Raw genomic sequence first — 21,844 nt, 5'->3', positions numbered from 1 at the left:
CCCATGGCTTTCGCCGAACCGCCCGGATGGTACGTCATCTCGCTGCGCCCGCAGGGCGGGCACGCAGCGTTGCGCCGCGCCGCCGCCGCCCAGGGCGCGCGATTGATCGCCTTGTCTCCGTGGCGCGTGGTTGCGCGCGGCGACGATCGAACGCGCCAGGCGCTGACGCGGGCCTTGTCGGCGCCGCGCATTCTCTTCACCAGTCCCAATGCCGTGCGGGCGGCGGCCGCGCTGTTGCCGCTGGCGCGCGAATCGGGCCAGACCTGGATCGCGGTCGGCAGCGGAACCGCGGCTGCGTTGCGCAAAGCGGGGATCGATGAGGTGGCTTTCCCCTCGCGCATGGACAGCGAGGGTTTGCTGGCGTTGCCTTCGTTGCAGGCGCTGGCGGGAACCCGGATCGGATTGGTGACCGCGCCCGAGGGTCGCGAAGCCCTGTCGCCCGCCCTGCGTCAACGCGGCGCCGAAGTCCTGCGCGCGGACGTGTATGCGCGCGAACCGATCGCGCTGTCGGCCAGGGCGCTGCGCAAGCTGCGCACGCTGGATGCGCCCGCCGCACTGGCGTTGAGCAGCGGCGGGGCGTTGAAACAGCTGCTGGACGGCGCACCGGCCGACACGCTCCGGTTGCTTCGAAACCTGCCGGTAGTAGCGGCCAGCGCGCGATTGCAACAGTTCGCCCGCGACGCCGGCTTTGCTGAAGTGGAGCTGGCGGAGGGTCCGTTGCCGGTGCAACTGATTGCCGCCATGGCGCGCCGCTTCCGTTAGCATTCGCATTGAATATGACTGCTTGTTGACAAGGACGCTGGTGTGACCGAAGAAACAATCTCCACCGCCCCCAAGCGCGGCCGCATCGGATCGATCGCGCTGTTGCTGGCCTTGCTGTTGCTGGTCCTGTTGGGTTGGCGCGGCTGGGCGATGTGGCAGGCGCGCGAAGCCCGTGCACAGGCCAGCGCGGCGGAGAACGAACAACGCATCGGCGCGCTGGAGCAACGCATCGACGCCCTGCGCCGCGACCAGCGTGCGCAGACCCAGCGCATCCTCGATGCCGCCGCCACCAATCGCGTGCTGCGCGATGAAGTGCTGGGCCTGAGCCAGCGCGGCGCGTTGCTGGAAGACAGCGTTTCCAAGCTCGCCGACCCCACCCGCCACGGTGCCCAGGCCCTGCGCCTGGACGAGGTCGAACTGCTGTTGAGCCAGGCCCAGCAGCGCCTGGCCATCGCCGACGACCTGGATGGCGCCCGCCGCGCCTATGCCCTGGCCGACGGTGCCTTGCGCGGAATCGACGATCCGCGCCTGCTCAACCTGCGCCAGGCGCTGGCGCAGGAGCGCGCCGCGCTGGACACGCTGGGCAACGGACCGCACGCCGCCGTCGCACGGCGACTGGATGCTTTCGCCGCCGGACTGGAGAAGCTTCCGGACCGTGCGCCCGCCGCGCAAGGCCAGCAAGCGGCCTGGCAACGCCTGCTTTCCCCGCTGGTGGACGTGCGGCGAACCGAAAGCAAGACCATCATCGCGCCGACCGAGCGCGCCGCCGGGCAAGCCGCCCTGCAGATCGAACTGAGCCTGGCGCGCGCGGCGCTGGAGCGCGACGATGCCGCCGGTTTCCGCGCCGCAATCGTGCGAATGGACCAATGGCTGACGCGGCTTTGGCCCGATTCGCCGGCCTTGCGGCAGCGCCGCGATGAATTGAAGGCGCTGCGCACCGCCGTACTGCAACCTTCGCTGCCGGTGTTGGGCAGTACCTTGCAGCAGCTGCGGCAATTGCGGAACTCCGGCCACTCGCTTCCGCTTACGCAACCCGTCGCGACGCCGTCGCCCTCCACTCCGAAGGTCGAACGATGAAAGTATTCCGCACCGCGATCGTCCTGCTGCTGTTGATCCTGTCGGGCGTGCTGGGCGCGCAATGGCTGGCGCGCGATGGCGCACGCGATCTGGGCGAGGTTCTGGTCCGCGCCGGCGGCTACGATTTCAACGCCACCCTGCCCGGCGCGCTGCTGGCGCTGGCGGCGGGCGCGTTGCTGTTGTGGGTTTGCTGGAAGCTGCTGACCCTGCCGTTCCGCGCCTGGGGCCGTTATCGTCGCAAGCAGGCGCGCGCGCGGCTGACCGAGGGCTTGGAGGCTCTGCATGGAGGACATTGGCAGCGTGCGGAAAAACTGCTGCAACTGGCGGCCGAAGACGATGAAGTAGGCACTATCGCCCGCACGGCGGCGGTGCGCGCGGCCGATGCGCGCGGCGACGAAGCCGCCGTGCAGGCGCACCTGTCCGCACTGGCCCAGCGCAGCGCCACCGCGCATGCGCTGGCGGCGGCCGACCGCGCGATGGCGCGGCGGCAACCGGCCGATGCATTGGCCGCGCTCGATGCGCCGGCCGCGCAACCCCTGCCGCCGCGCGGTCTGGCCTTGCGTGCGCAGGCGCTGGCCGACAGCGGCCGGGCCGGCGAGGCCTACGGCATGCTGGGGCCGCTGAAGCAGCAACAGGCGTTGTCCTTGAGCCGGTACGCGACGCTCGAAGCGGAACTCGCCGCGCAGGCCATCCGTGAAGCCGGCGACGCCAACATCCTGGCCGAACGCTGGGAAACCCTGCCCAAACCGCTGCGGGCCGACGTCGCCATCGTCGCCGCCTATGCCGAACGCGCGGCCGCCTTGCGCTGGGAGGACGCCGCCGCACGCAGCCTGGAGCAGGCCATCGATGCGCGCTGGGACGAATCGCTGGTGACGCTGTACGGCCGCCTGCCGATCGGCAAACTGGATTCGCGCCGCGCCAGCGCGCAGCGCTGGCTGCAGACGCATGCCGACAGCCCCGCCCTGCTGGTCGCATTGGCCCGATTGGCGCGCCTGCAGGGACAGTGGCCGCAGGCGCAGGAATTCCTGCATCGCGCCCTGGCCCAGGGCGCCAGCGCCGACGCCTGGGAAGAACTGGGCCATGGCTTCACCGCTGCGGGGCAGGAAGAACTGGCGCGCCGCAGCTACGCCAATGCGCTGAATGCCGCGCGCGGCGTGGCCGCCACCGAATTGCCGGGGCGCGACCTCAAACAGAAGATCTTCGATGAAGCCGTGGTCGAGGAGCGCGACGAACACGGTGTGCCGCGGTTGCGCAGCGATGCGCCGGGCACGCCGTAGCCTACTTGCGATCCAACTGCGTAACCAACCGCTCCGACAGCTGGGCGAAAGACTCCAGGGAAAACTGCCGGTACAGTAATTTTCCCTTGTCCTCGACCAGCAGTCCCAGGGTTTTTCCGTCATCGCTGACGACGTTGTCCAACACGCGCGATACCGGCTTTCCGAGTTCGGTGTAGCCATTCCCGTCGGTGCGCACCAGTGCCGGCACCACCCGGGAGGCGGCGCCGGTCTCTCCAGCCTTGCCGCGCGCGACTTCCAGGTAGATCGCGAGCACATCGCTCTCCTTGCCGTCCTCGCAAACGCAAAGCTTGCTCACCTTGCCTATGAACTGATCGTTGTCCGGGAACAACCAGCGCGCCACACCATTCCCGGCTTCGAGAAAAATCACATTGCGCGTGGTGAAAGCCGCGCCATAACCGCCCGATGAAAAGCCCACTTTATTACCGCCTTCATCCTCCGATTCGACCTTTATCAACTGGACGGCCGAACCCTTGATGGATTCCAGACCGTCGAAACGCAGCGTCTGCACCTGCTTCCGACCATTGCGTCCGGCCTGCTCGACTTCGACGGTGTTGCGTCCGCGCCATTGGCGGCTGCTGATCGATCCCGCTATCCAGACATAGGCGATCGCCAGCAACAAGCACAACCCCCCGATAGCCAGCAGACGGTAGACCCACCGGAAGAACGTGTTCTGCTCACTCATTGGTATTGCCCTCAAGCCTGTTTCTTCCTGAAACGGCGGTATCCCGCATAGCCGAACAATAGCAGCAGCCATAGCGGCCACAGCTTGATCGTCTGGATGAACGCCTCCAGCACGCCGTACCAGCCGATGCGCAGCGAGCTGCCCAGGCGCGTGAAGAAGCCGGGACCATTGGCTTCGAACACCGCTTCCACATCGGTCAGTTCGGTCTGCCGGATCTTCGACAGCTGGTACAGCGACAGATCGATGCTGGCGAAGGCGACCCGGTCCTCGAATTCCTTCTGCGCCACCAGCGCTTCGTCCCGGCTGGATTTCGCATCGCTGCGCGCGGCTATCGATTCCACCTTCTGGCCCAGCTTGCCGCCCTGCTGGGTGGCCTGCCCCAGTTCCTGCTGCGTTTCCTGGCTGCGCTGGTAGGCCAGCTGCTGCCGCAACATCGCGAACTGGGCGTCGGCTGCGTCGAAGTTGCGACGGTCCAGGAATTCCATCTGGTTGACGATGCTGCGCAGGAACGCCTGCGCCTTGTCGCTGGGCACGCGCACCGACAGGTTGCCGCGCACCGTGTATTCGGCGAGCTCGATCAGCTTGCCGTCGCCCTTGGGACGGCGCTGCACCTCCTGCACATCGGCGGCGATTTCGTTCCTGACTACGAATCCGCCCTGCGCCGCCACCGCATCCTCGATAGCCAGCGCGGATTGGTATACGTCCTTGACCCGGAAGCTGGCCTGCGCGGTGCGGATGAACTTTCGCTGCGCATCGGTGTAGGTGGCGGCACTGGAGCTGAGCTGCGCCTGGGTCGGCGGCGCCGTGGAAGGCGCGTCGGCGGAAGCGTCCTCGCGCAAGCGCCTTTCCGCCGGCGCGGGGGCGGCAGCGCCAACAGCGGCTTCCGTCACCATGGCAGGAGCGGCAGCGGGCGCGGATGCCGCCGAATCCATCGATGCCTCAGCGGCCTGTTCCCGTTTGGAGCAGGCGATCAGCAGGACAATCAGGGATGTGCACAGGGTGACGCGAAACAGATGGCGGGATCGCATGTCTCGTCCTCAAGGGGAATCGCCAGCATGGCGACGGCCGCGCACGGTGCGCGGCGTGATCCCTGACAACGGAACAGAGCAGGATTCGGGGTTAAGCAAACCCGGCACACCGCTCGCGCGGCGCTCAGCGCTCGACGATGGCCACCACACCCATGCCCCCAGCGGTGCAGATGGACACCAGCGCGCGGCCGCCGCCGCGCTGCTTCAGTTCCTTGGCCACGGTGGCGATGATGCGCGCGCCGGTAGCGGCGAAGGGATGGCCGGTGGCCAGCGAGGAACCGTTGGGATTCATCTTGGCCGGATCGATCTTGCCCATCGGCGCGTCCAGGCCCAGGCGGTTCTTGCAGTACTCCTCGCTCTCCCAGGCGCGCAACGTGCACAGCACCTGGGCGGCGAAGGCCTCGTGGATTTCGTAGATGTCGAAATCCTGCAAGGTCAGGCCGTGGCGCTTGAGCATTTCCGGCACGGCGATGGTCGGGGCCATCAGCAGGCCTTCGCCGTGTACGAAATCCACCGCCGCTACCTGCGCATCGCGCAGGTACGCCATCGGCTCATGGCCGTGCGCCCTGGCCCACTCTTCCGAGGCCAGCAATACTGCGGCGGCGCCGTCGGTGAGCGGGGTGGAATTGGCGGCGGTCAGCGTGCCGCGGCCGGAAGTCTTGTCGAAGGCCGGCTTCAACGTGGCGAGTTTTTCCAGCGAAGTATCGGCGCGCAGGATGTTGTCGCGTTCCAGGCCGCGGAACGGCGCGATCAGGTCCGCGAAGAAACCGCGCTCGTACGCCGCCGCCAGCTTGTGGTGCGAAGCGACCGCCAGTTCGTCCTGCGAATCGCGCGAGATGCTCCACTGCTTGGCCATGTCCTCGCAGTGGTCGCCCATGCTCTTGCCGGTGCGCGGCTCGGCCACGCCGGGGAATTCGGGCTTGAGCTCGGCGAACTTGAAGCCTTTGGCCAGCGTCTTGAGCTTGTCGCCGGTGGTCTTGGCGCGGTTGGCGGCCAACAGGCGCGCGCGCAGCTTCTTGCCGTAGACGATCGGCACTTCGGAAGTGGTGTCGGAACCGCCGCCGATACCCGACTCGATCTGCCCCAGGGCGATCTTGTTGCCGACGGTGATGATGGAATCCAGGCTGGTGCCGCAGGCGCGCTGCAGGGTGATGCCGGGCGTCAGCGGCGACAGGCCGGAGGAGAGCGCGGCTTCGCGGCCCAGGTTCCAGTCGCTGGAGTGCTTGATGACCGCGCCCATCGCCACTTCGCCCAGCTGCTGGCCGTGCAGGCCGAAGCGTTCCACCAGCGCACCCAGCGTCCGCACCGACATGCCCAGGTTGCCGACATCCGCGTAGGCCGTGTTCTGCCTGCAGAACGGAATACGGACGCCGCCCAGGATCGCGACGGGACGGGCTGCTGGCATGGAGAACCTCGCGGGAATGAAGTCGGGACAAGCGGCCCGTTAACGCGCAGCGGGCATAATGCGAAAGTGTAATGCCGCTACGGCACTGGGCCAACCTGACGATGACTCAATCCGACTTCGGTGTTCATGTGATGGACGCATCCGTGATGGGAGTGTTCGCGCTCGAACTCGCTGGCGGCAGCTCGCCGGCCATTGCGGCCTTGCCGCAGGCCCAGGCCGGCCGGCTGGCCGAACTGCTGGCGCGCGACCTGAGCAAGCTGGTGCCGGGTGCGAACGCGCTGGAGCTGAGCTTCGCGGCCGCCCATTTCGACCCGGCCGAAGTGCTGCGTCCGGGCTGGCCGCTGCACCGGCGGCTGGACGAATTGCGCCAGCGCGCCCCCGGACAGGGGCAAGGGCCGCGGCTGATCGCCTTCGGCGCCGACGGCGAAGGCAAGGTGCCGCTGCCGTTCGCCGCCGAGGCCGGGTTGCAGGGTGGGCAGATGCGCGTGTTGCCGTTCCTGCTCAGCGGCGCGCCGGAAGCAGTGCGAGCCTTGCGGGAAGATTTCGAGGAAGTGCTGCTGGATCGCGGCATGGCGGGGGCCGATACCGCCTTGCTAGCGCAGGAGGGTTTCGGCGCGCAGATCGAACACGCGCGCTACCTGACCGCGCACGATCTGGCCGCGATCATGGCCATGCAGTACCAGAACCAGGGCCTGCAGCGTCTTTGGCCGATCATCGAGACGGCGTTGCTGGATCCGGGCGGCGAAGATTGGCTGGACCAACCGCCGGAACCGCTGTTGCGGTATGCGGGCGGCGAGGTGCAGATAGCGTTGCTGGACCCCGCCGCATGGCGGCAGCGCCATGCCGATCACGTCCCGGACGACGACCCCGCGCGGTTGGAACGGGCCTACGAATATTTCCAGGCCCGCCAGCGGCAGATCGCCGCGGTGCTGGAAGCGCATGGGATTCCGGTGACGTTTGCCTACTGCTCGGGCAACGAAGAGGCACGGAAAACCCTGGAAAGCTGACGCTCCGTTGTTTGTAGGAGCGGGCCCTGCCCGCGACACGCTCTCTACTGGAAAAATCCGTCGTGGGCAGGGCCCGCTCCTACAAGGTCACCTTGATCACGCCGCAAGCCACGCGCGCACCGGCATTGCCTGCGGGTTGGCTGGTGTAATCGTCGGGCGCGGCATGCACCACCAGCGCGCGGCCGGCGATGTCGTTGACGGCGCCGCCGCCCAGGGTGACGCCGGTTAGGTGCATGTCCAGCTTGACCACGCCTTCGTTGTTGGCGACCACGTTGTCCATGTCGCCGGCATGGTGCGCGCCCGATTCGGCCTTGCCGTGCGCGGCGGCGAAAGGATTGAAATGCGGACCGGCGCTACTGGCGTCGGCGGCGCTGCAATCGCCCTTTTCATGGATATGGAACCCATGCGTGCTGTTGGGCGGCAAGCCGCCGACGATGCCGGTGATATGCACGCCGCCGCTCATCGGGGTCAACGTGGCCTTGCCGCTGACCAGGCTGCCGGAGGCCGAGGCCAGATTCGCCACCGCCTGCTTGGCGGTGCTCAGGGTCGGTACTTCGACCTTGGCGGGCTTGGGCGGCGGAGCGGTGCCGCAGGCGGTGAGGAATACGGCGGTAGCGGCGGCCATCAGGGCTATGCGCATGGGAAGGCTCCTTGGATTGTTGCCGCCACCGTAAAGGCCATGCTGTTTACCAGCGATGAAACAGCTATCGATCAATCGATCAAAGGCAATCGCGGGAGCGGCGCGTGGAAGCGGTGCGTGGGAGCGGCGGGACGCCGCGAGCTCTTCAGCTCAGGCGAGCCCAAACCGGCGAGTCCAAACCATTCCGGATCCAGTGCCCGGGGCGTGAAGCAAAAAGCTCGCGGCGGGACGCCGCTCCCACGCACTTCCACGATTCCTTTCTTCCGCTTGCGCTGTGTCCACTTGTTCTACGTGGTCTGGTTCAACGCCGCTTGCGGCCCGGCCCCAGCTTGCGCGTCACCGTATTGCGGCCTACGCCCAGTTTGCTGGCCGCTTCGGCGCGGCGGCCGTGGGTGAACCGCAGCGCTACTTCCAGCAAGGTGCGATCGAAAAGTTCGCGGGCTTCGGCATGCAAGCCTTCGGCGCCTTCGTCCAGGCGCGCATGCGCCCACGCCGCGAGCGCCTGATCCCACTCCATCGCCTGCGGCGCGGAAACGGCGACGTTGGCCGACAGCGCACCCTGCAGATCGAAGGCGGTGATGGTTTCGCCCGGTGCCATCGCCGCCAGGCGCCAGCACACGTTTTCCAGTTCGCGCACGTTGCCGGGCCAGCCGTAGGCGCGCAACGCTTCCAATGCGGGGGCGGCGAAACGCTTGGCCGGCGCGCCGAGTTTGCGCGCGGCGATGGCCAGGAAATTCTCCGCCAGCTGGGCGACATCGTCGCGGCGCTCGCGCAGCGGCGGAAGCTGCAGACGCACTACGTCGAGCCGATGCAGCAGATCGGCGCGGAAACGGCCTTCGGCCACCAGCGCTTCCAGATTCTGGTGGGTAGCGGCGACCACACGCACGTCGACCCGGATCAGTTCGCGGCCGCCGACGCGGAAGAACTCGCCTTCGGCCAGCACGCGCAGCAAGCGGGTCTGCAAAGGCAGCGGCATGTCGCCGATCTCGTCCAGGAACAGGGTGCCGCCATCGGCCTGTTCGAAACGTCCGATGTGGCGACGCTGGGCGCCGGTGAAAGCGCCCGCTTCATGGCCGAACAGTTCGCTTTCCAGCAGCTCGGCGGGAATGGCCGCCGTGTTGAGCGCGATGAACGGCTTGCGCGCGCGCGGCGACTCGCGGTGCAGCGCGTTGGCCACCAGCTCCTTGCCGGTGCCGGTCTCGCCGGTGATCAACACGGACAACGGCGCCTGCGCGAGCCGCCCGATCGCGCGGAACAGGGCGCGCATCGCTGGCGTATCGCCGATCAGTTCGGTACTGCCGGTGCCGGAGACCGGGGCTTCGGAAACCGGCTCCGGCGCAGAGTTCGCGGCGAAATCGGGCAAGGTGCGTGCGGCGAGCGCAACGGCGTCGTCCAGATCGAAAGGCTTGGAAAGGAATTCGTGCGCGCCGCCGCGGAAGGCGCCGGCGGTGCTGGCGATGTCCGTGTAAGCCGACATCACGATGACCGGCAGTTGCGGATGCGCAAGCTTCAGCTTGTCCAGCAGCGCCAGGCCGTCGTCGCCGGGCATGCGTACATCGGTGAAAATCAGATCGGGAGCCGACGCGCCGCGGGCATTCAACGCCTGCAAAGCGGAGGCCGCGCTGTCGAAGCCATCGACCGCATAGCCGGCATCGCGCAAGGCGGTGGCCAGCACGAAGCGCACCGAGCGATCATCGTCCACCACCCAGATGCGCTGCGCGTTCGGCGCAGCGGGCGCGAAGGAAGCCGGGTCAATGGACATTGCGCTGCTCCTCTAGGCGCTGCCCTTCCATGCGATGGTCTTCCGGCTGCGGCAGCAGCAGGGTGAACACGGTATGCCCCGGGCGCGAACGGTAGGTCAGCGATCCGCGGTGTTCGCGCGCCACCTGCTGTGCCAGCGCCAGCCCCAGGCCGCTGCCTTCGGCACGGCCGCTGACCAGCGGCAGGAACAGGTGCTCGGCCAGTTCTTCCGGCACGCCTTTGCCGTCGTCGATGATTTCCACGCGCAGGGCCATCGCGTGCAGGTGGTCGTGGATGCGCACGCCATGCTCGACCCGGGTGCGCAGGGTGACGCTGGCGGCGCCGGCCTGGATCGCGTTGCGCACCAGGTTCCAGATCGCCTGGGTCATGCGGTCGGCGTCGCCGGGGAATTCGGGAATGCTGGGGTCGTAGTCGCGTTGCACGCGCACCGACCAGCCGCCCTCGGTTTCAGCCAGGCGCAGCACGCGTTCCAGCACCACGTGGATGTTGAGTGCGGTATGCGGGCGCTGCGGAGCGGGAGAAAGCAATTGATCGAGCAAGCCGTTGAGGCGCTCGACTTCCGATTCGATCAGGCCGATCAGCTCGCGCTCGTCCTCGTTGTCGTCGCGGTGCAACGCGCGCCGCGCCAGCAGCTGCGCGGCGCCCTTGAGGCCGGCGAGCGGATTGCGCAGTTCGTGGGCCAGGCCCTTCAAGGCCGCGCCCAGTGCGCTGGGCAGCACTTGTGCCGGATCCAGCGCCGGGAATTCGTCCAGCGGATGCGCCTCCAGCAACCAGCCGCCGTCGTCGAGCCGCGACAGCCAGCCTTCGGCGAAACGCTGCGATTCGCCCGGCAGGCCCAGGGCCATGCGGTGCAGGCGCAGCACATCGCGATCTGTGTTTTCCAGGAAACGCGCCATGGCATCGCCATCCATTTCCAATGCCGCAAGGGGTTGGCCGAGCAGGCGTCGTGCGCTGACGCCCATCCAGCGCGCAAAGGCCGGGTTGACGCCGAGGATCGAACCCCCGGCGTCGGCCCAGGCCACCGCCGTGCTCAGCACGTCGGCGACGGGTCCGTCTGTCAGCACTTTTTTAGAGGCCAGGGGCGGCATTGCACCAGTTTAGTGCAATGCCGCCCCCAGAACGCCATCAGGCCTCGTACGCCGCTTCGCCGTGCGAGGAGATGTCCAGACCTTCACGTTCGGCTTCTTCGCTGACGCGCAAGCCGACGGTGTACTTGACCAGCAGGAAGGCCACCAGCGAGACCACGCCCGACACCACGATGGTGGTCAGCACGCCCTGGGCCTGGATCCAGACCTGGGTGCCGATGGAGTAATCCGGCAGCGCGGTCTCGGTCACGTAGTCCCAGATGCCGGCGCCACCCAAGGAGGGGGCCGCGAACACGCCGGTCAGCAGCGCGCCGGTGATGCCGCCGACGCCATGTACGCCGAACACATCCAGGCTGTCGTCCGCGCCCAGCAGCTTCTTCAGTCCGGTCACGCCCCACAGGCACATCAGGCCGGCAATCGCGCCGATGGCCAAAGCGCCGAGGATGCCGACGTAGCCGGCCGCCGGAGTGATGGCCACCAGCCCGGCCACCGCGCCCGAGGCGCCGCCCAGCATCGAAGGTTTGCCCTTGCCGATCCACTCGGCGAAGGTCCAGGTCAGCACCGCCGCTGCCGTCGCCAGGAAGGTATTGACGAAAGCCAGCGCAGCCACGCCATTGGCTTCGAGCGCGGATCCGGCGTTGAAACCGAACCAGCCGAACCACAGGATCGAGGCGCCCACCATGGTCTGGGTGAGGTTGTGCGGCTTGATCGCCTCACGCTTGTAGCCCACGCGCTTGCCTATCACATAGGCGCCGACCAGACCGGCCACGGCCGCATTGATATGCACCACGGTGCCGCCGGCGAAATCCAGCGCGCCCTTGGCCCACAGCCAGCCGGACTTGGCCAGCACGCCTTCCACCGCGCCCGTATCGGTAAAGGCATCCGGACCGGGGAAGAACCACACCATGTGCGCCATCGGCGTGTAGGCGAAGGTGAACCAGATCACCGTGAACAACAACACGCCGGCGAACTTCACTCGCTCGGCGAACGCGCCGATGATCAGTGCGCAGGTGATGCAGGCGAACGCGCCCTGGAACACGAAGAACGCCAGTTCCGGCACATACACTTTCTTTGTGAAGGTAGCCGCCAGCGTACCGTTGATGCCTTCGGCCCACAGCCGGTCCCAGCCGCCGATAAACGGCGAGCCTTCGGTGAAGGCCAGGCTGTAGCCGTACAGTGCCCACAGCACCGCCACCAGCGAGAACACCACCAGGGATTGCATCAAGATCGACAGTACGTTCTTGCTGCGCACCAGTCCGCCGTAGAACAGGGCCAAGCCTGGCAGGGTCATGAAAATGACCAGGGCCGAGCACACCAGCAACCAGGCGGTATCGCCTTTGTCGGCGGTGGGCGCGGGGGCCTCTTCGGCCGCGGCAGGTTCGGGCGCCGCGGCTTCGGCGGCGGCAGGAGCGGGAACGGCTTCGGCAGGGGCCGTAGCAGTGGCTTCGGGGGTGGTTACCGCTTCGGCGGCGGGCGCCGCGGTTTCCTGCGCCATCGCGCCGAATCCGCTACCCAGCGCCACGCAGCATACTGCCGCGAGCATCACTACTTGCAGTCGGGTTTTCCACCCGGAGAAACGAGTCTTCATAAGGGGGCTCCGAGTTTGGTTAGAGTGCGTCCGCGCCGACTTCGCCGGTGCGGATGCGGATGACCTGGTCGACGGCGGTGACGAAGATCTTGCCGTCGCCGATCTTGCCGGTGCCCGCCGCCTGCTGGATGGCCTCGATCACCGCGTCCAGGCGTTCGTCCGTGACCACGGTTTCGATCTTGATCTTGGGCAGGAAATCGACGACGTACTCGGCGCCGCGGTACAACTCGGTGTGGCCCTTCTGCCGTCCGAAGCCTTTGACTTCGGTGACGGTGATGCCCGACACGCCCGCTTGCGACAAGGATTCTCGAACCTCGTCTAGCTTGAACGGCCGGATGATGGCGGTGATCAGTTTCATGCGCATTCCCCGTGGGTGGATGGAAACCGGCCTCGCAAAGCGACCGGGGGTTTCGTACACAAAACAGAAACCGCATTCGACGTGGGAGAGGGAGCTGCGGCTTGCTGTTTCTTTGCTTCTTTCTTATTTATTGCTTGAGAGTGGAGTTGCGAAGGGAAAACGCGGCGATAGCGACGGGTGGGAGGGGTATTCCGTCGCTATCGCCGCTAAAAACTCGGCGAAAGCGGACTCAGTTGCCGTAGTACAGCTGGTATTCGAGCGGATGGGTGGCCGCGCGGAACTTGGTCACTTCCTGCATCTTCAGCGCGATGTAGCCGTCGATGAAGTCGTCGCTCATCACGCCGCCGGCCTTGAGGAACTCGCGGTCGGCATCCAGCGCTTCCAAAGCCTGGTCCAGGCTGGAGCAGACCTGCGGGATGTTCTTCTCTTCTTCCGGCGGCAGGTCGTACAGATCCTTGTCGGAGGGCTCGCCCGGATCGATCTGGTTCTTGATGCCGTCCAGGCCGGCCATCATCAGCGCGGTGAAGGTCAGGTAGCCGGTCTGCAACGGATCGGGGAAGCGCATCTCGATGCGGCGCGCCTTCGGGTTGGACACCCACGGAATGCGGCACGAGGCCGAGCGGTTGCGCGCGGAATACGCCAGCATCACCGGCGCTTCGAAGCCCGGCACCAGGCGCTTGTAGCTGTTGGTGCCCGAGTTGGAGAACGCGTTGATGGCCTTGGCGTGCTTGAAGATGCCGCCGATGTACCACAGCGCCAGCTGCGACAGGCCGCCGTAGCCGTCGCCGGTGAACAGATTGGTGCCGCCCTTGGCCAGCGACTGGTGCACGTGCATGCCGCTGCCGTTGTCGCCGACGATGGGCTTGGGCATGAAGGTGGCGGTCTTGCCGTTGCGGAAGGCCACGTTCTTGACGATGTACTTCATGGTCAGAAGTTCGTCGGCCTTCTTCACCAGCGAGTTGAACTTGGTGCCGATCTCGCACTGGCCGGCGGTGGCCACTTCGTGGTGGTGCACTTCGACTTCGATGCCGACCTGCTCGAGCGTCTTGCACATCTCGGCACGGATGTCGTGCAGGGTGTCGGCCGGAGCGACCGGGAAATAACCACCCTTCACACCCGGGCGATAGCCGCTGTTGCCGCCTTCGTACTTGGTGCCGCTGTTCCAGGCCGCTTCCTCGGATTCGATCTTGAAGAAGGTGTTGCCCATGTCGTTGGCGTAGCGCACGGAATCGAAGATGAAGAATTCCGGTTCCGGGCCGAAGAACGCCTGTTCGGCGATGCCGCTGGACTTGAGGAAGGCTTCGGCGCGCTTGGCGATGCCGCGCGGGCAGCGCGAATAGCCCTGCATGGTGGCCGGGTCCAGCACGTCGCAGGTCAGCACCACGGTGGGATCGGCGGTGAACGGGTCCAGGTAGGCGGTGCTGGCGTCGGGCAGCAGGACCATGTCCGATTCGTTGATGCCCTTCCAGCCGCTGATGGAGCTGCCGTCGAACATGCGGCCGTCCTCGAACAGCGAGTCGTCGACGATGTTGGCCGGGAAGGTCACATGGTGCTGGATGCCGCGCACATCGGCGAAGCGCAGGTCGACGAATTCGACCTTGTTGTCCTTGATCAGCTTTTCGACTTTGTCCGCAGACATCTTTGGAACCTCGGGTTTGGAATTGAGTGAGGTACCTATTGCAAGGCGCATGCCAAGCTTTCATGCACGGTAAGTGGTTGATTTATATGGTGCAACGCGTCACAGATGAAAGAAATTTGCACTGTTTTGGGGATTTATAAAAGGTAATGCACCAAATTAGAGCTTTACAAATCTACTATTCTTGGACGTCGCACCGAACTCGGCGATTCAAGGACCGTCGTCATCCCAGCTAATGCTGGGATCCATTTTGACTTTGCCTTTGCTGTACCACCCAGGCGAAAAGCAAGATCAAGATGGATCCCAGCTTGACCAGCCATTCGGCTGTTAAACACCGCTGGGATGACGATCATTTGAGGCGGTTGCCGTCTTGAGGCGGTCAGGCCCTTTCGGCTGCCCGAAGCCATTACCCCCACCCCAGACTCCAATCCATGATCGATCTGCTCAAAGCCCTGCTCCTCGGCGTCATCGAAGGCATCACCGAATTCCTGCCCATCTCCAGCACCGGGCACCTGCTGATCGCCGAACGCTGGCTGGGCCACCGCAGCGATCTGTTCAACATCGGCATCCAGGCCGGCGCGATCCTGGCCGTGGTGCTGATCTACCGGCAGCGGCTGTGGGACCTGGCGATGGGATTCTTCGGCCGCAGCGCGCCCGCCGGCCACGACCCGGCCGGCATGGCGCTGAGCCCGGCGCAGGCGCGCACCTACACGCTGAAACTGGCGGCCGCTTTCGGCGTCACCGCCGTCCTCGGCGTGCTGGTGAAGAAGCTGGGCTTCAAGCTGCCGGAGGAGGTCACGCCCATCGCCTGGGCGCTGATCCTGGGCGGCATCTGGATGGTCGCCGCCGAATATTTCGCCGCCAAGCGCGCGCGGGTCCTGGGCGAGCGCAGCGAGATCGGCTGGACCGTCGCGGTTCTGGTCGGCATCGCGCAGGTAGTGGCGGGCGTGTTTCCCGGGACCTCCCGCTCCTCGGCCACCATCTTCGTAGCCCTGCTCGCCGGCACCACCAACCGCCCCGCGGCTACCGAGTTCGCTTTCCTGGTCGGCATTCCCACCATGTTCGCGGCCACCGGTTACGAGCTGGTCGACGTGCTGCGCTCGGGCCAGGCGGCGAACGAGGACTGGGCGGCATTCGCGGTGGCTTTCGTCGCTTCGGCCATCACTGCCTTCATCGCCGTGAAATGGTTGCTGAGCTATATCCAGAGCCATCGTTTCACCGCGTTCGCGATCTATCGTTTCGTGCTGGGCGTGGCATTGCTGTTGATGATGCCTGCCGGCAGTTGATCAGGCTTGTGGGAGTGACGTAGGAGCGACGTGAGTCGCGAAACAACCCGTCAATCGCGACTCACGTCGCTCCTACGAAGATTCGGGGGCCTTAACCCCATTCATTGCGTCGATGCGTTTGCCTGAGTCCATCAACTGGAGAATCAAATGAAACGCTGCCTGATCCTGATGCTGCCACTCGCACTGGCCGCCTGCGCCAAGACCCCTCATGGCGAGCCGGCCACGCCGCCGGCAGCGAGCGCTCCCGCCGCAACACAACCCGCTTCGGCCGATACGACCGCTCTTCTATCCGCCTATCACTGGCGGTTGAACGATGCCAAGGACCCCAGCGGAAAACGCATCGAAGCGCTTTTCGTCAGCGTGGACAAACCGCTGCAACTCGATTTCAAAGATGGGCGCGTCAGCATCGGCAACACCTGCAACCGCATGGGCGGTGCGTATTCGGTCGCAGGCGACAAGCTGAAGTTCGACCGCTTGGCGTCGACCCTGATGGCCTGCACCGACGCCAAACTGATGGCGCTGGATCAGGAGATCGGCAAGCGCCTGGAAACGGAATCGACATTCGCGCTGCGGGCGGGCGATGCGCCGTCGTTGACGCTGACCGGCGCCAACGGCGACACGCTGACGTTCGAAGGCGAACCTACCGCCGAAACCCGCTACGGCGGTCCGGGCGAAACCGCCTTCCTCGAAGTCGCTGCGCAAACCAGACCCTGCAGCCATCCCCTGATCCCCGACATGCAGTGCCTGCAGGTACGCGAGATCAAGTACGACGCGCAGGGCGTCAAGACCGGCACGGACGGCGAGTTCCAGAACTTCTACGGCAGCATCGAGGGATACGACCACGAGCCCGGCATCCGCAACGTACTGCGGGTGAAGCGCTACGCCATCAAGAACCCACCGGCCGATGGCGGTTCGCTGGCGTATGAGCTGGACATGGTGGTCGAGTCGGAGACGGCGAAACCGTAACGCAGACGCCTTTGCAGGAGCCGCGCCGGCCGCGACCGGAAACCATCCGGATAGAGAGCCGCATTACCGCGGTCGCAGCTGACGCAGCTCCTACGGGGATTCTCAGCCGTCGGCTTTTGCGTTCAGAGAATAGGTGCCATGCACCAGCGCCTCGCCGAGCACATGCCCATGCATGGCCCGGAACACATCGGCGGCGGTAAAACGTTCCGGAACCTGCAGTTTCTCCACATCCAGCGCGAACAAGCGGAAGAAATACCGGTGCGTGCGCAGGTCGTTGAAGGGTGGGTAAGGGCCGTCGTAACCGTAGTAGTCGCCGCCCATCTGCGCATCGCCGGCGAACCAACCGGTGTAGTCGTTCAATCCCTGGCGCGCACCCGGCGGACCCGGCGGATTGCGCTTGCCCTTCGGCGTGATGCCGTCGCTGCAGCCGCCTGCTTCGATCAGGCGAGCATCGGCGGCGATGTCGATCATCGCCCAGTGGACGAAATCCGCGCGCGGTTGCTCCACCGGGATTTCGAGATCGTCGCGACCGACGGTTTCGGGCACCGTGGGCGCATCCGGATCGATGCACAGCAGCGCGAACGAACGGGTGCCTGCGGGTACCTCGTCCCAAGCCAGGTGGGGGTTGCGGTTGCCTGCGAAGCCGTCGGCTTTGCCCATGGCGTATTCGGCGGGGATCGGCTTGCCGTTGGCGAAACTATCGCTATGGATGCGCATTTTTAAACTCCTGTGGCCAATCAGGTTTCCGGGTAACCCATGCGCTGCGCGATCGGCGCGAGCACGGCGAACGCGTCGCCCAGCGCCTGGCGGTAATGGCGCCAGTGGCCGGCCGGAAAGTGCGCCGGGCCCACCGAAGCGGGCGCGGGCATCTGCATCCGCAGCACTTCGCCCATCTGGTCGGCCGCGGCACGTGGATCATTGCCGATGGCATCGGTACGGATCACGCGATTGGGATACCACTGGTTCTCGAATAACGCCGCAACCTGGCTAAGCGAACCCGCCAGCCAAGCCGCGGCTGCGGGCACCGACGGCATCGCAAACGGAGCCGCCGAACCGAAGGCCAGCCAATCCAGCAGCATGTCGCGCGGATCGCGAATGGCCATCACAAGCATACCCTCGCGCACGTACGGCCGCAGCGCGATTAACAGCGCGTTGTCCCACCAGGGCAGCCAATCGAAGATATCGCCGGAAGTCAGCTGGCGCGACGGCAGCGCTTGGCGCCAGCGCTCGGCGACTTCCTCTCCCGAAACGGAGCCGGAGAGCAGACCGTCGATGACGGAGTAAGACTGGAAACCATCCTGGGGTGGTTGCGGACCAAAACGATCGGAACGGAATGGATCGCCTACAGCGCCCATCACCGCCGCCAGACGCTCAACTCCGGAACCTGGCGCCCCCCATAGGAACATGACCTTGGGAGCGTCCTCAGTTTGCGGCGCCAGTTCCGGCCATGCCATGCGCGGTGCGCTCAGCGGTGGCAAGGGCACCAATTGCGGTACCAATTCCGCCTGCATCCTCGTCCAGGCCGCCACCGCCTTGGCGGGCGCGCCAGCCTGCTCGTGGCTCAGGCCGAGCAGGCCCAGCAGGAACCGGCGTTCGGAGCTATCAACGGCGGTCAGCAGCCAGGTTTCGATTTGTGCTATCGCCACTCCAGGATCCTGATCCATCAGACCATCTAGGATCTGCAACCGGGCTTCAGCGTGGCTGGGATCCAGCCGCAATACACGCGCCGCAGTCGCGGCTGCGGCAGGATCGCCGGCCTGCTGCTGTTGCTTAAGCAATATTTCCAGCGGCAGCATGGATTGCGGCATAGCCGCGGTCCAACGCTCGATCACCGCACGCCGAGACTCGGCGTCTGGCGCGAACGCCAGACGCGCGCGCCACAGGTCGGCAGCGTCAGTGGTGGTGCCCAATGCGGCTTCCAGCGATGCGCGAGCGTCGTTCTCCAGCCCCAGCGCGCGCCAAGCGGCTACCAGCCCTTGCAAGGTCGGCAGATCGGCGGGTCGGGCAGCGAATGCGCCACGCAGCAAGGGCAATGCCTGCTCAGCCTGGCCTGCCCTCATGTGCAGCAGACCGGCGGCACGCTTAACGGCAGGCGTGGCCGTCGCCGGGTCGGCCAACAACGGGGCGAGTTCCGCGGCCGCTTCGGCCGGCCGGCCTTGGCGGTTGACCAGGTCGGCGATCAATGCGCGAAGGTTGCGGGCGTCCGGTAGCTGGTCGACCACGCCACGGAACGCCTGTTCGGCGAAGGCCCAGAGCTGCTTGCGCAGGTACAGGAAACCAAGCACGTAACGCAGCTGCACATCCTCCGGCGCCTGCTGCAATGCGGCCGAGACCCGCTTCAACCCGGCATCCACGTTGCCGCGCTGCAAGGCCAGCATGCCCTCGACCACCGCCAGCTGCGGGTGGTCCGGGGCTACTCGCGACGCCAGACGGTTCAGGCGCTCGGCTTCGTCCAGGTCGCCGCGGCCCAGGGCCAGCTGGGCCTGCATCAGATAGGCGCCCAACTGGTTTGGGTTGAGGTTGCTGGCCTTGCTCAGCGCCGCGTTCGCCTCCTCCCACTGCCTCCCCGCGATCAGCAGGTTGGCGCGCACCAGTTGCAGGGCATCGTTCTCCGGCGCCAGTTCGATGGCCCGCTCGATGCTGCGCAATGCGTCGGAGTGGTCGCCACGCTGCTGCGAGGCCACCGCCAGCCAGCGATGCGCCTGGGCATCGTCCGGACTCTGATGGATCCATTCGCGTGCGTAGGTAACGGCTTCTTCCGCTGCGTTGCTGCGCAGGGCCTGGATGATCTTTTCTTGCATGGAATCCGGCACTTCAGGACAAACCCCTATTCTAGCCGGCCGGGCTGCTTATCCCGGATCGTAGTCCCGCAGCAACCGCGCGGTCACCCAGCGTTCGCCGAAGCCGTCGCAGGCCGCGTTTTCGATGAAACCGCAGTGCCCGCCCCAGCGCGCGGTCTCCAGATGGGCCAGCGCCGGCAATTGCCAGGCCTGGAAATGGGCGAAAGGAATCACCGGGTCGTCCTCGGCCATGAGGATGTCGGCCGGCACCGTCAGCCCGCCAAGGCGGTCGCCGGCGATGGAATAGCCTTCGAAATAGTCGTCGATGGTGCCGAAGTCGGTATGCCGTTCGACCATCCACTGGGTCAGCTCGCGCACGCTCTTGGCCAGGGTTTCGTCGTCGTAGTTGTGGCGCTCGGGAAACAGCTCGCGCTTGCGCTCCAGCGAGTGTCGCCACTTGCGCTGGAAATACCAGTGGTACAGCGGCAAACCTTCTTCCATGCCCATCAGCGATGCGGAAGGGTCCAGCACTGGGCAGACCGACGCCACCCGCGCCAGCGGCAGGCCCGCCTGGGGGGCGCGCAAGGCCAGGCGCAGCACGAAATTTCCGCCCAGCGAATAACCGGCCGCCACGAACCTGCTGTGCGGGAAGCGCCGGGCCACGTCGCCGGCCGCATTGACCACCTCATCCAGCCGGTTGGAATGGAAGATCTCTTCGTTGAGATGGTGGGTGCCGCCGTGGTCGCGGAAGTTCAGGCGCACCACTTCGAAACCGGCTTCGAGCAGGCGCGCGGCGGTCATGCGCATGTAGCTGGATTCGGTGCTGCCCTCCCAGCCGTGCAGCAGCAGCGCCAGGCCGCTGGAGGTCTTGCCGGGCACCGCGCTGTGCCAGCCCTGCAGGCGCACGCCGTCGCCGCCGTCGAAGATATGTTCGGTGGTCACCGCACCGGTGGCGTTGAGCGCGCGCAGGCCGCGGCGGCGGCGCAGGCCGCTGGAACTCAGCACCGATTGCAGGTGCGGATTGTGCAGCCATTTGGGCGGATGGTAGTCGTCGGCGGTCAGCATCGGGCCGAGCATGCCCGCGTTGTTTGGAGCATTGCCTCCAAATGCGTTCACCGGTCCGATTCCATCGCCGCGACGATGCGCTCGCGCGCCAGTTCGGCGATCTTGCTGCGGCCTTCCAGCTCGCCCGCCGCGATGGGGGTGAGGAAACAGATATCCGCGCTGCGTGGCGGTTCGCCCAGCAGACGCATGAAATTGGCGAAGAAACTCTCCCCGGCGCCGAACGCCACCACCGTCTGCGCGCTGCCGCGCGGGCCGTAGCGCAGGGCGACCGGTTGCACCGGCACCGCCGCCTCCACCGCCGGCTGGAAAATGCGCGCATGGAACGGGCCCACTTCGGAACCGTCGCGGGTGCGCCCTTCGGGAAACACCCCGACCGGCCGGCCGTCCCGCAGGCGCGCCAGCATGGCGTGCATCACCCCGCCCATCGATTCCTGGCTGCCGCGCTGGTGGAAGATGGTTTCGCCGCGGGCCGTCAGCCAGCCCACCACCGGCCAGCCGCGGATTTCCTGCTTGGCCACGAAACCCATCATGCGCTGGCTGTGCAGCATCTCGATATCGACCCAGCTGACATGGTTGGCGACGAACATCGCCGGATCCGGCAACGGCGTGCCTATGCGGCGCAGCCGGAAACCGAAGATGCGCATCAGCCCTGCCGACCACAGCTTGATCGCCAGATGCTCCACCCGCAGTCCGCCCACGCGCACGCCCGACCACAGCGGCACCATGCTCAGCAGCACCAGCGGCAACAGCACCAGGATGTGGATCAGCAGCAGGGGAACGCGGTATAGGTAGCGGAGCGCGCGCCCCAGTCCGCCGCCGGAAGAGGCGTGGGGTTGGGGGGAAATCATCCCGTCACAATACCGGATGGGTCTGGAGTTCGGCTACTAAGCGCTGGACCGTAGGTCGGGGCTACGCCCCCGGCGCGCGCGGCGCATGGTCTGCGAGGGCCATCGAGACAACGCGAGTCGGGGGCGTAGCCCCGACCTACGCGGCGGCCGGAATCACCGCCAGGGTGATCCGCGAAACGCAGACCGGCTTGCCGGCTTCGTTCTCGATGCGGATCTCCCAGACGTGCGTGCTGCGTCCGACATGCAGGGCGCGGGCAGTGCCGGTGACCGTGCCCTCGCGGACCGCGCGCAGGTGGTTGGCGTTGATCTCCAGACCCACGACCGCTTCCCGCGTCATGTCCACGCACAGCCCACCGGCCATGCTGCCCAGCGTTTCGGCCAGCGCGACCGAGGCGCCGCCATGCAGCAATCCATAGGGCTGCCTGGTGCGCGCGTCCACCGGCATGGTACCGCGCAGCCAGTCGTCGCCGGCCTCGGTGACGACTATGCCCAGAGTCTCGACCATGGAGCCGCGCGCACGCGCGTTGAGGGCATCGATATCGACAGGATTGCGGAAGGCCATATGCGGCTCC

The 21,844-nt window shown here is 66.3% G+C and carries 20 protein-coding genes; 6 read left to right on the top strand and 14 right to left on the bottom strand.

The window, feature by feature from the left end:
• The first annotated feature begins 3 nt into the window (after positions 1-3).
• The 3 genes from CSC73_RS07550 to CSC73_RS07540 are packed head-to-tail and all read left to right on the top strand — an operon-like array spanning position 4 to position 3,116.
• Positions 4-762, top strand: a complete 759-nt coding sequence (locus CSC73_RS07550) for a uroporphyrinogen-III synthase (RefSeq protein WP_163839829.1) — start codon at positions 4-6, stop codon at positions 760-762.
• Between the two features lie 42 nt (positions 763-804).
• Positions 805-1,839: a uroporphyrinogen-III C-methyltransferase gene (locus tag CSC73_RS07545; protein WP_425502286.1), complete on the top strand. Its 1,035-nt coding sequence runs from the start codon at positions 805-807 to the stop codon at positions 1,837-1,839.
• Entirely contained in the window at positions 1,836-3,116 is a 1,281-nt protein-coding gene (locus tag CSC73_RS07540) for a heme biosynthesis HemY N-terminal domain-containing protein (protein ID WP_163839828.1), read from the top strand. Before CSC73_RS07545 ends, CSC73_RS07540 begins: the two co-directional genes overlap by 4 nt.
• A gap of 1 nt (position 3,117) precedes the next feature.
• On the opposite strand, the gene CSC73_RS07535 is transcribed toward CSC73_RS07540, so the two are convergent.
• From CSC73_RS07535 to CSC73_RS07525, 3 genes are all read right to left on the bottom strand, one after another.
• Positions 3,118-3,819, bottom strand: a complete 702-nt coding sequence (locus CSC73_RS07535; RefSeq protein WP_163839827.1) for a hypothetical protein — start codon at positions 3,817-3,819, stop codon at positions 3,118-3,120.
• 11 nt (positions 3,820-3,830) lie between these two features.
• Positions 3,831-4,847 carry a DUF4349 domain-containing protein gene (locus CSC73_RS07530; protein ID WP_163839826.1) on the bottom strand — a complete coding sequence of 339 codons (1,017 nt, stop codon included), beginning with the start codon at positions 4,845-4,847 and terminating at the stop codon, positions 3,831-3,833.
• A gap of 124 nt (positions 4,848-4,971) precedes the next feature.
• Positions 4,972-6,252, bottom strand: coding sequence for an acetyl-CoA C-acetyltransferase (locus CSC73_RS07525; protein WP_163839825.1), 1,281 nt, complete (start codon positions 6,250-6,252; stop codon positions 4,972-4,974).
• A gap of 101 nt (positions 6,253-6,353) precedes the next feature.
• Here CSC73_RS07525 and CSC73_RS07520 point away from each other — a divergent pair, with 101 nt between their 5' ends.
• Positions 6,354-7,259 carry a hypothetical protein gene (locus CSC73_RS07520; RefSeq protein WP_163839824.1) on the top strand — a complete coding sequence of 302 codons (906 nt, stop codon included), beginning with the start codon at positions 6,354-6,356 and terminating at the stop codon, positions 7,257-7,259.
• Between the two features lie 79 nt (positions 7,260-7,338).
• On the opposite strand, the gene CSC73_RS07515 is transcribed toward CSC73_RS07520, so the two are convergent.
• From CSC73_RS07515 to glnA, 6 genes are all read right to left on the bottom strand, one after another.
• Entirely contained in the window at positions 7,339-7,899 is a 561-nt protein-coding gene (locus tag CSC73_RS07515; RefSeq protein WP_163839823.1) for a superoxide dismutase family protein, read from the bottom strand.
• A 301-nt stretch (positions 7,900-8,200) separates the two neighbouring features.
• The gene (ntrC, locus tag CSC73_RS07510) at positions 8,201-9,661 is read right to left on the bottom strand and encodes a nitrogen regulation protein NR(I) (protein WP_163839822.1); all 1,461 of its coding nucleotides are present in this window, start codon (positions 9,659-9,661) and stop codon (positions 8,201-8,203) included.
• On the bottom strand, positions 9,651-10,748 hold the full coding sequence (locus tag CSC73_RS07505; RefSeq protein WP_163839821.1) for a two-component system sensor histidine kinase NtrB: 1,098 nt from the start codon (positions 10,746-10,748) through the stop codon (positions 9,651-9,653). Before CSC73_RS07505 ends, ntrC begins: the two co-directional genes overlap by 11 nt.
• Before the next feature lie 37 nt (positions 10,749-10,785).
• Positions 10,786-12,333, bottom strand: a complete 1,548-nt coding sequence (locus tag CSC73_RS07500) for an ammonium transporter (RefSeq protein WP_211840840.1) — start codon at positions 12,331-12,333, stop codon at positions 10,786-10,788.
• 19 nt (positions 12,334-12,352) lie between these two features.
• Entirely contained in the window at positions 12,353-12,691 is a 339-nt protein-coding gene (locus CSC73_RS07495; RefSeq protein WP_163839820.1) for a P-II family nitrogen regulator, read from the bottom strand.
• Between the two features lie 229 nt (positions 12,692-12,920).
• Positions 12,921-14,330 (bottom strand): type I glutamate--ammonia ligase, encoded by a 1,410-nt coding sequence (glnA, locus tag CSC73_RS07490; protein WP_093289746.1) that lies wholly within the window; start codon positions 14,328-14,330, stop codon positions 12,921-12,923.
• Positions 14,331-14,758: 428 nt separating this feature from the next.
• On the opposite strand from glnA, the gene CSC73_RS07485 reads away from it, so the two are divergent.
• Positions 14,759-15,613: an undecaprenyl-diphosphate phosphatase gene (locus CSC73_RS07485; RefSeq protein ID WP_170299059.1), complete on the top strand. Its 855-nt coding sequence runs from the start codon at positions 14,759-14,761 to the stop codon at positions 15,611-15,613.
• A 147-nt stretch (positions 15,614-15,760) separates the two neighbouring features.
• On the top strand, positions 15,761-16,579 hold the full coding sequence (locus tag CSC73_RS07480; protein ID WP_163839819.1) for an META and DUF4377 domain-containing protein: 819 nt from the start codon (positions 15,761-15,763) through the stop codon (positions 16,577-16,579).
• A gap of 102 nt (positions 16,580-16,681) precedes the next feature.
• On the opposite strand, the gene CSC73_RS07475 is transcribed toward CSC73_RS07480, so the two are convergent.
• From CSC73_RS07475 to CSC73_RS07455, 5 genes are all read right to left on the bottom strand, one after another.
• A complete protein-coding gene (locus tag CSC73_RS07475) occupies positions 16,682-17,296 on the bottom strand; it encodes a YbhB/YbcL family Raf kinase inhibitor-like protein (protein WP_163839818.1) in 615 nt (204 codons plus the stop codon).
• Positions 17,297-17,316: 20 nt separating this feature from the next.
• On the bottom strand, positions 17,317-19,380 hold the full coding sequence (locus CSC73_RS07470) for a tetratricopeptide repeat protein (protein ID WP_163839817.1): 2,064 nt from the start codon (positions 19,378-19,380) through the stop codon (positions 17,317-17,319).
• 48 nt (positions 19,381-19,428) lie between these two features.
• Positions 19,429-20,421, bottom strand: coding sequence for a YheT family hydrolase (locus tag CSC73_RS07465; RefSeq protein WP_163839877.1), 993 nt, complete (start codon positions 20,419-20,421; stop codon positions 19,429-19,431).
• A 50-nt stretch (positions 20,422-20,471) separates the two neighbouring features.
• Complete coding sequence (locus CSC73_RS07460) at positions 20,472-21,272, bottom strand: lysophospholipid acyltransferase family protein (RefSeq protein ID WP_163839816.1); 801 nt, start codon at positions 21,270-21,272, stop codon at positions 20,472-20,474.
• A 136-nt stretch (positions 21,273-21,408) separates the two neighbouring features.
• On the bottom strand, positions 21,409-21,834 hold the full coding sequence (locus CSC73_RS07455; RefSeq protein WP_163839815.1) for a hotdog fold thioesterase: 426 nt from the start codon (positions 21,832-21,834) through the stop codon (positions 21,409-21,411).
• Between the last annotated feature and the right edge of the window lie 10 nt (positions 21,835-21,844).

It is taken from the genome of Pseudoxanthomonas sacheonensis, from assembly GCF_010093305.1.
Classification (GTDB): Bacteria; Pseudomonadota; Gammaproteobacteria; order Xanthomonadales; family Xanthomonadaceae; genus Pseudoxanthomonas_A; species Pseudoxanthomonas_A sacheonensis.
The sequence above is the reverse complement of the archived record's forward strand: the minus strand, read 5'-3'. Positions and strand labels throughout refer to the sequence as shown.